The following is an 11,771-nucleotide window of genomic DNA, read 5'->3' as shown; positions in this document are numbered from 1 at the left end:
AGAAAAGGTGCTCCATCCACAAAAATATATGTGGATGGAGCACCTTTTCTGTTTTAGACCACTTTATCTAGAGGTTTTTCAGTGGCCTCCCGTATTCGGACTCACCTTTTTGTTCGTTTAGATCGACCAGTTTCCGTCACGCATGACTGATTCACGCGTTCCGTCTGCAAGTTCTCCTTCAATCGATAGATCCGCGGATCCAATCATGAAGTCGACATGCGTCATCGAGTCGTTTGCACCCTGTGCTTCTAGTTCTTCTGCTGAAAGGCTTGGACCATTTTCGAGACATGTCGAGTACGCACGACCAATCGCTAAGTGGCATGAAGCATTTTCATCGAACAATGTATTATAGAATAGGATACCCGAGTCAGAAATCGGCGAACGGTGTGGTACGAGCGCAACTTCTCCGAGATAACGTGCACCTTCATCAAGTGAAATCAAGTCATCTAATGCTTCTTGACCCTGTTTTGCTTCCGCTTTAACGATTTTTCCGTTCTCGAACCAGAGTGTGAACTCATCAATCAAGTTCCCACTATAGCTAAGTGGTTTTGTGCTCGAGACATGCCCGTTGACGCCTGTCTTTTTCGGTAACGTGAACACTTCTTCTGTCGGCAGATTCGCGATGAAATCAACACCATCTGCATTCGGACCACCGCCACCTAACCAAACGTGACGTTCTGGTAATTCGATTGATAATTCTGTTCCTGGGGCTGTGTAGTGCAATGTTTTGTATTTCTTCTCTGTCAGGAATTTTGCTTTTGAACGCAGATTTTGATCGTGATCCGCCCATGCAGCGACCGGATCCGCTTGATCGGCACGTGTTGCTTTTAAAATAGCTGACCAGAGCTCTTCAACTGGCTCACTTGAATCAGGGAATACTTTCTTCGCCCAGCTTTCAGAAGGTGCTGCTACGACACACCAGCTGACATTGTCACTCATGACGAACTTCCGCCAATTAGCGAGAGCGACACCGGCTGCTTTATTCGCACGTGCGATTCGACTTGAATCAACGCCATTCAATAAATCTGGATCTTCACTGACGACCGATAAGAACGCTGTCTTTTCCTCTGCCAGTTGGTCGTAACGTGCTTTTAACCAATCCGGGAACGTATCAAACGACTCTTCCGGTGCATCGAAATAACGGATTTTCGTCATCTCATCATCTGACCATTGTACGTATACTTGCGTAGCTCCTACTTCGTAGGCAACACGCGTGATTTCACGAACGAGCGGCAAATTTTCGATTCCTGCACGCACCTCGAGTTGTTGTCCTGGTTGTAGATTAATTCCAGTACGCACGGCTAAAGACGCGTATTGTTGTAATTCTGCTTGTGTCGGCATTATGTAATCCCCTTTCTTGTATCTTTATTTTCACGAAATAGTTGCAATTTTGCAAGAAATAAGGCGAAACTAGAAGGAGAATAGAAGGAGGCATCACCATGGAATTTACACCCGGAGATTTTAAATCGGCTTATACGTATTTTCACCGACAGGCACTCGACCTCGTTGGGGATGAAAAAGCACAACAAGAATTGTTAGTTCGAGCAGAAGTCGGACTTGCGCACTTGACGCAAGATATCGCGTCTACAGAAAGCTCGGACATCGAACGCGAGGCAGAACTCGTCCTTTATTTTCAATTAAAACAACTGCTTGAAATGCTTCGTGCTCTCTATCAGAAAAAATTTGAAATGCATGCGGAACAGGAACAATTGTTGTTGACGGCCGTTCTGTACTTCACGTATCCTGTTGACGCCTTACCGGACGATAACGTCCTCGGGCTCTTCGATGATGCACAAATCGTCGAGACGATTTACGAAGAACTGGCTGCAGACGTCGATCGCTTTCAACATATGGAATGAATGAAAAAAGCAGCTGTCGCGACAGCTGCTTTTTGATTATGCATTTTGTTTCGAAGCAATATGAACAGGTGTCGTGGATTGACGTGATTCATCTACTTCTAATTTTTCTTTATTCAGCCACGTATAAATCATTCCCATGAAGACTGCTCCACCAATGATGTTACCGGCTAAAGCTGGCAACAGGTTATGCATCGCTCCGGCAAATGTGATCGTATCCGGATGTGGTACGACTAACGCAATGGAGAACAATGCCATATTGGCGATGACGTGATCAAATCCAGAAGCAAAGAATACTGCAACAAGTACCATCATCATCATGATTTGTGCCAACTCATTCTTCATATTCTTTGGAATGAAAATCGCTAAACAGACCATCCAGTTACAGAAGATTGCCCGCGTGAAGATTTCCCACGTCGTATGATGAATTTTCGTTTCCGATACCGCAAACAACCAATTGTTCATACCAAGCTCTTGTATGATTCCTGTTTGGGAAAAGAGTAGCGCAAACGCTAATCCTCCAAGTCCATTTCCGATTAGACAGATTAACCAGACCTTCATCGTATCCATCTTCGTCGTATAGCCGCGCATCGTCGCCGTCGTGAAATACATCGTATTTCCTGTAAACAGCTCTGCCCCACCGTAAACGATCAAGACAAGTGCCACTCCGAAGGTCAGTCCACCGACAAGTGTCGCAACAGGTGACTCCGCCATATATAGACCGTTAATTGCTTTTAAGGTAAAAATAATTGCAAATCCAATGAAAATCCCCGCTAGCATGGCACGAACTAAGTACTCGAGAGGACGCATTTGTAGCATGCGCGTCGACTTGATTGCTTTATTCCGTAATCCTTCTAATGCTTCTACCTCGTTCATCGTAGAAACCTCTCTTTCTTTTGTTCAACACTTCACAATGTTTGTTCATTTATTATCATACTTCCATCTTAAAAGATGTTCAAGTATTGAATAGACCTGTTTTATCGTTTTTATAAAAGAACGAGATGTAAACGATATCATTGTGTCGAGATTGTGAAAAATGCCTTTTCTTGCTTTATACAACTAATTAGTTTGAATTCGTAGTCGTGATGCGAAGCGTTCAAAGAAAGTATTTCGTCTTGATTCATCAAGCACATAGCCATCAATGACGACACGATTAAAGCGTCTAGAAGACGAAGTAGCTCGTTCGATATCGGTCGGAGTATAGGCGTCGAATGTTTTCCGGTCCATCGTAAAATCTGCACCTGAATACGGATCCGTGTAGTGAATTTCTAGGTCAGTTAAATCAGGAATCGTTGAAAATAAAACAAGCGTATGATGCATCAGAACTTTAGATAATCGAGCCTTTAAAAAATCCTGATTCACTTGTAGTGTCCCGGTATCGGTACCGATCCAAGCTTGTCGCTCTTTTCCTGTCACTTCATAGGCAAGACGTAACGATTCTCCTTCAACATCTACCTGTTTTAATTCTGATGAGAACGGAAGTTGTTCGGCTAGTTGACGAACCGCTACCGTATTCGTCATCGAGGCCCCCACTTGTCTCGCTACAAGATCACCATCATGCCAAATGGATGATTGATTTTTTTCATTGGGTTGTTCAAAAAGACGAATTCCAACTAGTATTCCTAAGCAGATACAACCAAGAATCCATAACATTTTCTTCATTTTCATCACCTTCCTAAAAAAACGTACCCTTTTTCATCTTTTTTTCATAAGAAGGGTTGAAATTTTATGCATATGAGCGTACTCTTGCAGGCAGATACTCACAGAAGGAGGAGCATGAGGTCACTCATCATATTGCCATGACTACAACACACCCACAGAAAAAGAGAGTTGAAAAAATCAGTTTCTTAATCATTGGTACGTTGCTGTATTCCCTTTACATCAGCCTACTACTATCTCCAAATGATATCGGATCAGGTGGTATCATGGGGATCACGCTCATTATTCAAGAGCTCTTCCACACGCCAATCGGATTAACGCAATTGCTCTTAAACATTCCCCTCTTCCTTTTAGGTTTCCGTTTCCTGCGCAAACGATTCATGTTCTTATCTGGAATTATCGTCATTGCTTCTTCCTTTTTAATTGACTGGATTCCGACTCAAATCGTTCCGGAATCTCTAAATGATCCGCTCGTCGCTTCTATCTTTGCTGGTCTAGTTTCTGGTCTCGCAATGGCATTGATCTTCTTCGGTGGTGCTTCAACTGGAGGGCTTGATATTCTTGGAAAATTTTTCTTTGCTCGTTTTCATAACTGGCCACTTCCTCGTATATTTCTGATGCAAGATCTTGTCATCTACATCCTAGTATGGTGGGTCTTTGATCTTAAACATGTTATGTACGCTCTCATCATGAGCTTTGTTCGCGCCAAAGCCCTTCAGACGGTTTACAGTTTCTATTCTGCTTCTAAGCAATGTATTATCATTTGTGAGAAAGCAGATGAAATCAATGAAGTCATCACAAAAGAACTCGGACGTGGCGTCACGATTCTTGATGCACGTGGGGGATACTCCAACCGAACGAAAAAAATGGTCTATGTCGTCGTTCAAAATAACGAAATCGTCCGTTTGCAAGAAATCGTCTCTTCTGTCGAACCGAATGCATTCGTTACATTCTCGGAAATCCACACTGTCTTCGGCAATTACAAGGAACATTCGTATTCGTTTTAACACCAAGCGCAGCTTAGCTGTGCTTTTTTTATCTTCTTAAAACAGCTTCTCGTATTGCATCATCTTTCCTGCTTTTTTATTAGTATTATTCACTTTTTCAGTCATTATCCCTATTCAAAAAATAGACAGGCTTCACTTTTTTTACGATAGTAGTTAAGCTTATGACAAGTCTTTTATTTAAAGGAATGATTGCATGCACTCTCTTTGGCGTCAGCGTATTCTGCTGATTTTCTTGGTCAGCTTATTCGCCTCTATCCCGATCATCTATGCGTTATCCGGTTATCGGACGATTGCAACGATGACCGAGCAAATGAAGGATCATAATATACCTTTAATCAATCAGGTAGATCAGTTGGTCGAACACAATCGAGATCGTGCCAATGCGGTTCGTGGTCTCTTATTGTATGAAGATAATCGTTATATCGAACAATATTACTTTTCAACGTCTAAAATTCATGATTTGCGCAATAGTCTGAACCAATCGTCGACTACCCCAGGGACGATTAAAGATCTCCTTCGCCGCAACAATGTCTGGGAGTCCGAGATTGAACGCGTGTTTGTTGTCTATGAACGTCAAAGTCCAACAGCCGCAAAACGTCTTGCTAGACAGTCGACTCAGACGACTCAAACGATTCTCGAAGACTTATCCCGTGTGAAAGATGATTTGTATAAAACGCTTCAAGCCAAATTACAACAATCAGATTCTTTAATCGCTACATATAAATGGATGTGTCTTGCTCTCTCCATCCTGTCCTTTTTATTAATTAGTGCCACGGTCTTTTTCTTCCACCGCTTCGCTCCTAAGGGATCAGAACAATCGTCTTTAGAATAAACGAAAAGCGCAGCTTCGGCTGCGCTTTTCGTTTATTCTAAAGATTTATTCAGGCATTGCTTTTCCCTCTTGTACATGTTCCATCACCATATGCACAAGCGATGATACATGATGATCATCTAAGGAATAATAGACGACTTTTCCTTCTTTTCGGAACTTGACGAGTCCTTGTTTCAACAAAGACCGAAGATGATGCGACGCTGTCGCGATCGAACAGTCGACAGAGGCTGAGACATCACAAACGCATAGTTCTTCTTCGATCGTCAACGCATAAACGATTCGCAGTCGTGTCGCATCCGAAAGAATCTTAAATAGCTTTCCGATTTCAAGCGTCGGAATCGTATCCACGATTCGTCCGATTTCAGACGCACGCTGTTCGTCAATCGCAATCGTTTCACAACGGGGAATGTCCATGTCTGTCACCTCGTTTCTACCTATATTGCACCACGAGAAACGGGACATTGCAAGTTCAGCGCATTCGTCTGCGAATGAGCCAAAACACGAACCATCCTCCTACGTAATCTCCGATATCCCAGACAATTCGATTTTGGTCGACAGCGCGTACGCCGATATCAATGATTTTCGTGCTTTCTAATCGGTTCGTATAACGTTGACGAAGTCGCGTCGGAATCGGTAGACGAAGAAGTGCCCGGTAATAAATATCTAAATGAGTATGACCCCAAATTTCCGTCGCAATCGAGCTCGTTTTAATATACAACGGACGTTTGTAGCGTCTTTCATACTTTTCTTTCAATAAAAGGGCCATTTCATAGGAAACACGATTAGGACGCGGAAATAAGACTTTTCCTAGATGGTAGATCCCCTGATTATCGACTCGAATGATTTGTGGTTCTAACCGATATCGAATCCAATAGCCGCGAAAACGGATCGTCTGCCATTTCAATACAATCACCTCTGAACGGATTATACCCTGTTCTGAAGTGATTGATGCCATTCTCGCACAGCATCTGTCATTTGCTGCGCAGCGAGTTGTCGATCTTCTTTAGCGAAAATCTCTGAGATGACGGCATACCCTTCCAGCGGGATGGGCAGAGAGGAGACATTCGTTGCTGTGATTCCACCAATACCGATTAGAGGTAATCGTACGGCTTCCCGAATCGCCTGAAGCATCGTGTGCGACATGGAATCAGCGTCCGCTTTGGATAAAGTCGCAAATAGAGAACCCACCCCTAAATAAGAGGCTCCGTCTCGTTCTGCTTCAATCGCTTGTGCAACGGTTGCTACTGATACGCCAATCACAGCATCTGGTAAAAGGCGACGTGCTGCGGTTAAAGGAATGTCTTCTTGTCCGATATGCAAACCAGCTCCGGTGAGTAACGCGATATCAATCCGATCATTGATGATTAAAGGAACATCATAGCGATCCGTGAGTGTTTTCAACCGAACTGCCTGATCAAAGAATTCCTTTCCTTGCGCTGTTTTTTCCCGTAATTGCACGATTGTTGCACCACCTAAAATGGCTTCCTCAACGACCGTATCGATCGCGACTCCAGGATGGTACCGACGATCCGTCACTGCATAGATGGAGTAATCAATTGACACGTTCTGTCACCTCCACCAGGTCTTGCTCCGTCATAAGGCTGATGGCATTGAACAACTCTCGTTTAAAATCACCAAGACCTTGCGCGGAGGCTGCTTGTTCCCCTGCTTTTCCCATGACAAATGTCCCGTGGACAGCCGCCTCAAATGCCGTATATCCTGCACCGAGGAAGCTCGCAATCAAGGAGGCCGTCATACAGCCCGTACCCGTGATGTCTCCTAGACGCGGTGTTCCTACATGTAATTCCATTTCGCGCGTTCCATCCGTAATGTAGTCGTTCGGACCTGTCACGACGAGGACAGATTTGTGTTTGCGAGCGAATACGCGAATACTTTCTCGATCCATAATTGCATCTCCCGCAGCATCGACTCCCTTAGTTCGTCCGTCTTCCCCAAGTAACGTCTTGATTTCAGAAGCATTTCCTTTAATGACCGTACACCCGAGATCAATGAGTTCTTTGGAAAAAGCAGTACGTAATGTCGTTGCTCCTGCTCCTACGGGATCAAGAACGATTGGGACATTCAAACGTCCCGCTTCACGGACTGCGAGTCGTTGAGCTGCTTGCATGTCTGCATCGATCGTACCAATGTTTAAGACAAGAGCTTGCGCGAGTCTAACCATCTCTTCTACTTCACGAATGTCTTCTGCCATGACGGGGGATGCTCCAACAGCGAGTGTGACGTTTGCGCAGTCGTTGATCGTAACCGTGTTCGTCAGATGGTGAATGAGTGGTTTGTGTTCAAGAATGGTCGTAAACATGTGTATCCCTCCAAAGTGAATGAAAATGATGTGTCGGTCCAATACCTTGTCCGAGAGCAAATCCATGACGAATTGCCTCCGTGACATAGTTTTTCGCCTGTCGTACACTATCTTGTAACTCTTCTCCAAGCGCCATCCGCGCTGCAATCGCTGCGGATAAGGTACAACCAGTACCATGAGTATGTTGATTGTCTAATCGTTCCGATGTGAAGCGGTGTTCCACTTCCCCATCAAACAACAAATCCGTCGCAGCTCCTGAGAGATGTCCACCTTTTAGCAATACTGCACCTGTCTGTGTAGCCAATTGATGCATCGCCAGTCGCATTTCCTCTAGATTGGTGACCGATCGTCCTGTTAAACGCTCTGCTTCCGGTAAATTCGGTGTGACGAGTGTCGCAAGTGGTAAAAGTTCTGAAATCAATGCTTGTTCAGCTTCCGTCCGCAATAGGGCATGACCGCCTTTAGCGACCATGACGGGATCTAATATAATAGGGACTGTTTGTTTACGGAGATGTGTAGCAATGACACGAATCGTCTGCGCATTCGAGACCATTCCGATTTTGATCGCATCGACACGAATGTCTGAAAAAATCGACGTTAACTGGGCATCTACGATTTCTGGGGATAACTCTTCCACCGCTTGAACTCCCAACGTATTTTGCGCTGTGACGGCTGTCAGTACGCTCATTCCATAAACGCCTAAAGCCGAAAATGTTTTTAAATCTGCTTGAATCCCAGCTCCACCACCGGAGTCGGATCCCGCAATCGTCAGTACATGTTTCATGTTCTTTTCACCTTCCCATCGAGCAATGTAAGGGAGTCGTGACCAACAAAAAAGCGCCGACCGCTATAAAAAAGCAGTCGACGCTATACGAAAGCGTTATACACGCATTCCGGTATCCGTTCGTCTCAACTTTCCTACGCTGGTATTATCCAGTTCAGGTAATAGGGTCGAAAACAGATTGGTTTTCCTCTCAGCCGGATTCCTCCAGCTCCCCTAGTTGCTCAAGTATTCGTTTCGCCTTAACTGTAGCATAGAGAAGAAAAAAAAACGAGCCGAAGCCCGTTTTGATTACAGATATGCCAATGGATTGACTGCATTTAGAGGAGAAGAAGCACTGTATTGATAGCCTCCGACATGTAGTTCGAAATGTAAGTGTGGTCCTGTTGAATTTCCTGTACTACCAAGTGTCCCGACTTGCTGACCTTGAGAGACCGTTTGCCCTGCACGAACCGATAATGAACTCATATGTGCGTAGACGGTCGTGTACACTTGTCCATCTAGGAAGTGAGAGATCATGACATGATTGCCGTAAGGTCCACCACCTGATGCTGTGATGACCGTTCCAGCTGCTGCCGCGACGATTGGAGACCCGACCGAACCACTGAAATCAACACCGTTGTGGAACGTGTAACCATTCGCACCACTTGCTGGTCCGAATCCTTGTGACACTCCACCAGAAGACGGTCGAACGAATTTTCCTCCACTCGAAACAACGGGCGGGGCAACGGAACCAGTTGATTCCGAACTTTTACCTGTTTGTTTTGCTGCTTGAGCATTCGCTTTAGCGGCTTTTTCAGCTGCTGCTTTCTCCGCTGCTGCTTTTTCAGCCGCTGCTTTAGCGGCTGCCTTTGCTGCCGCAATTGCACGTTCTTGCGCTTCGAGAGTCGCTTGAAGTTCTTTTGCGTCTAACAGTTCTGTCGTGAACTTCGTCTTCCCTTTTCGTAATTTCTTCAGCGTAGCACTACGTTCTTTCATTTGAAGCTTTAACGCTTTCTTTTGTTCAATCAATACTTTCTTTTCCTGCATTTGCTCCGCTTTTTTCTCAACGAGCGCTTGTTTTGCTTCTGCTAATTTTTGTTGCGTAGCGATGTAATCCGAAATCATTTTATCGTCTTGCTCAGCGATTTTTTTCCCCGCCATGACACGGCTAAATAAATCACCTAAATCTTTCGATCCGAAAATGACTTCTTCCCATTTAATCGAGTTTCCATCGTTTTCTTGGAAAACACGCAAACGATCACCGAGTAGTTCTTCCTGTTTCTGTAACATTTCTTCGTAACGGACGATGTCTGCCTTTAACTCATCGATTCGAACGTTCAACTGTTCAATTTGTTTATTTTTTTCGGAGACTTGGAAAATCTTTTCATTGATTGCTGCGTCAATTTGATTGATTTGACGTTGCTCTTTTGAGATTTTAGCTTCTTGTTTTTTGATTGCTTTTTCAAGTTTACGTTGTTCAGCGGCATTCTCAGCCTTTTTTTCTTTAATTGTCGCTGCTGCAATCGGTTGTGTTCCTGTTATAAGTAATGCTCCTAAAACAATGGTAGAAATTAGTTTTTTTAGCATATATCGTTTTCCTCACTTATGTTTTTTCATATTTTATTATAGTATTCAAGTTTCTCTCATATCTGAAATAGATTATAGCACCGTAATCGTTTCAAAAAAATTTCATTTACATTTCAAATGAAAACGGTTTTTTGTAATATATGATTTGTTTTTGAAAATGACAAAAAAAAGAACCGTTGCATATGCAACGATTCTTTTACGATTAAAGCATTGATAATGGATTGACTGAGTTAGCTGGACCAGTTGCACTATAGCTATACCCACCGACATGGATTTCGAAGTGTAGGTGTGGTCCTGTTGAATTTCCTGTACTACCTAGCGCGCCAATTTGTTGACCTTGGCTGACACGTTGACCAGCATGAACATTGAGTGAACTCATGTGAGCATATACTGTCGTATATGTCTTCCCGTTCAATTGGTGAGCGATCATGACATGATTTCCGTAAGGTCCGCCACCTGATGCTGTAATGACTGTACCTGTTGCAGCTGCCACGATCGGCGTACCGACTGGACCACCAAAGTCAATTCCGTTATGGAACGTATATCCGTTCTCTCCACCTGCAGAACCATACCCTTGTGTAACAGTTCCGGCAGTTGGATGAATGAATAGACCACCTGATGATGGTGCTGGTTTTGGTGCAGCTGGTGCTGGAGCAGGCGCAGCTGGTGCTGGTGTAGATGGTTTTGGTGCCGATTGCTTCGTCGAACCAGAAGGTTTTGCCGATTGTGCTGCTTTCTCTTGTGCTGCTTGCTGAGCTGCTGCTTCTTTAGCGGCTTGCTCTTCTGCTGCTTTTTGTGCTGCTTCAGCTTCTGCGCGTGCTTTCGCTTCACGTGCCGCTTGAGCTTGACGTTCTTTTTCAATTCGAGCTTCACGTTCACGCGCTGCTTTTTCAGCAGCAATCGCTTTTTCTTGCGCAATTAGAATTTGCTGGACTTCTTTTGCATCCATCAACTGTGTTTCGAACTTTTCTTTTTTCTTACGAAGTTCTTTTAAGCGTTTGTTCCGCTCTTTTAATTGCGATTCAAGATCTGCTTGTTGACGTTTTAATTCTTGTTTCTCAACGACCAACTGTGCTTTCTTTTCTTTTACTTTTTGTTGCGCATCTGCTAATTGCTTTTGCGTATTTTGATAATCCGTGATCATTTTATCATCTTGTTTTGAAATGGATTTCCCTGCCATGACACGGCTTACGAGGTCACCAACATTTTTAGAGCCAAAGATGACTTCTTCCCATTTAATTGAGTTTCCATCATTCTCTTGCATGACACGAAGACGATCACCAAGTAATTTTTCTTGGCGTTTTAGTTTCGCTTTATATTTCTCGATTTCTTTTCCAAGTTCAACGATTTCACGTTCCGTTGCTTTGATTTGACGATCTTTTGTTTCGACAGCAAAGATTTTTTCGTTCAAAGCTTCGTCTAGTCGATTGACTTCTTGTTGTGTTTTAGAGATTTTTTGACCTTCTTGATTAACAGAAGACTCTAAGTTTTTTTGCTTTTTAGCATTGTCTTGTTGTTGTTGTTCGTTTTTGGCTTTCTGTTCACTTAAATCGTCAGCTGCTGCAAAATGAGGTGCTGATGAAAGAACCAGTGCGGAAACGATGAGCGACGCGAACGTTTTTTTCATGTAGTATTCCCTCGTTTTCTGTAGTGTATGTTTTATGATTTATCGTAGAGTATTTAAGTTAAATTTAAATTCTGTAATAGTTTTTCTTTTTTATAAGAACGTTTTTGATTATAGCATTCA

The 11,771-nt window shown here is 43.6% G+C and carries 13 protein-coding genes and 1 riboswitch; of the genes, 3 read left to right on the top strand and 10 right to left on the bottom strand.

Annotation, left to right across the window (positions count from 1 at the left end; all coding sequences use genetic code 11):
- Nucleotides 1-117: 117 nt before the first annotated feature.
- On the bottom strand, nt 118-1,341 hold the full coding sequence (locus tag KNQ15_RS10205) for an aminopeptidase (protein WP_214729209.1): 1,224 nt from the start codon (nt 1,339-1,341) through the stop codon (nt 118-120).
- A gap of 98 nt (nt 1,342-1,439) precedes the next feature.
- Here KNQ15_RS10205 and KNQ15_RS10200 point away from each other — a divergent pair, with 98 nt between their 5' ends.
- A complete protein-coding gene (locus KNQ15_RS10200; protein ID WP_214729207.1) occupies nt 1,440-1,859 on the top strand; it encodes a hypothetical protein in 420 nt (139 codons plus the stop codon).
- A gap of 36 nt (nt 1,860-1,895) precedes the next feature.
- Here KNQ15_RS10200 and KNQ15_RS10195 read toward each other — a convergent pair whose 3' ends face one another.
- On the bottom strand, nt 1,896-2,732 hold the full coding sequence (locus tag KNQ15_RS10195; RefSeq protein WP_029340821.1) for a formate/nitrite transporter family protein: 837 nt from the start codon (nt 2,730-2,732) through the stop codon (nt 1,896-1,898).
- A gap of 183 nt (nt 2,733-2,915) precedes the next feature.
- The gene (locus KNQ15_RS10190) at nt 2,916-3,377 is read right to left on the bottom strand and encodes a hypothetical protein (RefSeq protein WP_152548162.1); all 462 of its coding nucleotides are present in this window, start codon (nt 3,375-3,377) and stop codon (nt 2,916-2,918) included.
- 278 nt (nt 3,378-3,655) lie between these two features.
- On the opposite strand from KNQ15_RS10190, the gene KNQ15_RS10185 reads away from it, so the two are divergent.
- Together KNQ15_RS10185 and KNQ15_RS10180 are read left to right on the top strand one after the other, a co-directional pair.
- Nucleotides 3,656-4,522 carry a YitT family protein gene (locus KNQ15_RS10185; RefSeq protein WP_029340819.1) on the top strand — a complete coding sequence of 289 codons (867 nt, stop codon included), beginning with the start codon at nt 3,656-3,658 and terminating at the stop codon, nt 4,520-4,522.
- 193 nt (nt 4,523-4,715) lie between these two features.
- A complete protein-coding gene (locus KNQ15_RS10180; protein WP_029340818.1) occupies nt 4,716-5,354 on the top strand; it encodes a CHASE3 domain-containing protein in 639 nt (212 codons plus the stop codon).
- A 45-nt stretch (nt 5,355-5,399) separates the two neighbouring features.
- Here the strand turns inward: KNQ15_RS10180 and KNQ15_RS10175 are convergent, their stop codons facing one another.
- The 7 genes from KNQ15_RS10175 to KNQ15_RS10145 all read right to left on the bottom strand — a co-directional run bounded on the left by KNQ15_RS10175 (nt 5,400) and on the right by KNQ15_RS10145 (nt 11,651).
- Entirely contained in the window at nt 5,400-5,768 is a 369-nt protein-coding gene (locus tag KNQ15_RS10175; protein ID WP_029340817.1) for an ArsR/SmtB family transcription factor, read from the bottom strand.
- A gap of 55 nt (nt 5,769-5,823) precedes the next feature.
- Nucleotides 5,824-6,258: a hypothetical protein gene (locus tag KNQ15_RS10170; protein WP_029340816.1), complete on the bottom strand. Its 435-nt coding sequence runs from the start codon at nt 6,256-6,258 to the stop codon at nt 5,824-5,826.
- 20 nt (nt 6,259-6,278) lie between these two features.
- Complete coding sequence (gene thiE / locus KNQ15_RS10165) at nt 6,279-6,917, bottom strand: thiamine phosphate synthase (RefSeq protein ID WP_047395093.1); 639 nt, start codon at nt 6,915-6,917, stop codon at nt 6,279-6,281.
- The gene (thiM, locus tag KNQ15_RS10160) at nt 6,907-7,674 is read right to left on the bottom strand and encodes a hydroxyethylthiazole kinase (protein ID WP_029340814.1); all 768 of its coding nucleotides are present in this window, start codon (nt 7,672-7,674) and stop codon (nt 6,907-6,909) included. The genes thiE and thiM overlap by 11 nt, the downstream gene beginning before the upstream one ends.
- On the bottom strand, nt 7,655-8,458 hold the full coding sequence (gene thiD / locus KNQ15_RS10155; RefSeq protein ID WP_214729205.1) for a bifunctional hydroxymethylpyrimidine kinase/phosphomethylpyrimidine kinase: 804 nt from the start codon (nt 8,456-8,458) through the stop codon (nt 7,655-7,657). Before thiD ends, thiM begins: the two co-directional genes overlap by 20 nt.
- Nucleotides 8,459-8,572: 114 nt before the next feature.
- A riboswitch (TPP riboswitch) is annotated at nt 8,573-8,683 on the bottom strand.
- Nucleotides 8,684-8,746: 63 nt separating this feature from the next.
- Entirely contained in the window at nt 8,747-10,024 is a 1,278-nt protein-coding gene (locus tag KNQ15_RS10150) for a murein hydrolase activator EnvC family protein (RefSeq protein ID WP_214729194.1), read from the bottom strand.
- A gap of 202 nt (nt 10,025-10,226) precedes the next feature.
- A complete protein-coding gene (locus KNQ15_RS10145; protein ID WP_214729192.1) occupies nt 10,227-11,651 on the bottom strand; it encodes a murein hydrolase activator EnvC family protein in 1,425 nt (474 codons plus the stop codon).
- Between the last annotated feature and the right edge of the window lie 120 nt (nt 11,652-11,771).

The organism is Exiguobacterium sp. s168 (assembly GCF_018619035.1).
Classification (GTDB): Bacteria; Bacillota; Bacilli; order Exiguobacteriales; family Exiguobacteriaceae; genus Exiguobacterium_A; species Exiguobacterium_A acetylicum.
The sequence above is the reverse complement of the archived record's forward strand: the minus strand, read 5'-3'. Positions and strand labels throughout refer to the sequence as shown.

Excerpts from the sequence above, each read along its gene's own strand:
- KNQ15_RS10205 (WP_214729209.1), bottom strand. The coding sequence starts at position 1,341 with ATGCCGACACAAGCAGAATTACAACAATACGCGTCTTTAGCCGTGCGT.
- KNQ15_RS10200 (WP_214729207.1), top strand. The coding sequence starts at position 1,440 with ATGGAATTTACACCCGGAGATTTTAAATCGGCTTATACGTATTTTCAC.
- KNQ15_RS10195 (WP_029340821.1), bottom strand. The coding sequence starts at position 2,732 with ATGAACGAGGTAGAAGCATTAGAAGGATTACGGAATAAAGCAATCAAG.
- KNQ15_RS10190 (WP_152548162.1), bottom strand. The coding sequence starts at position 3,377 with ATGACGAATACGGTAGCGGTTCGTCAACTAGCCGAACAACTTCCGTTC.
- KNQ15_RS10185 (WP_029340819.1), top strand. The coding sequence starts at position 3,656 with ATGACTACAACACACCCACAGAAAAAGAGAGTTGAAAAAATCAGTTTC.
- KNQ15_RS10180 (WP_029340818.1), top strand. The coding sequence starts at position 4,716 with ATGCACTCTCTTTGGCGTCAGCGTATTCTGCTGATTTTCTTGGTCAGC.
- KNQ15_RS10175 (WP_029340817.1), bottom strand. The coding sequence starts at position 5,768 with ATGGACATTCCCCGTTGTGAAACGATTGCGATTGACGAACAGCGTGCG.
- thiM (WP_029340814.1), bottom strand. The coding sequence starts at position 7,674 with ATGTTTACGACCATTCTTGAACACAAACCACTCATTCACCATCTGACG.
- thiD (WP_214729205.1), bottom strand. The coding sequence starts at position 8,458 with ATGAAACATGTACTGACGATTGCGGGATCCGACTCCGGTGGTGGAGCT.
- KNQ15_RS10150 (WP_214729194.1), bottom strand. The coding sequence starts at position 10,024 with ATGCTAAAAAAACTAATTTCTACCATTGTTTTAGGAGCATTACTTATA.
- KNQ15_RS10145 (WP_214729192.1), bottom strand. The coding sequence starts at position 11,651 with ATGAAAAAAACGTTCGCGTCGCTCATCGTTTCCGCACTGGTTCTTTCA.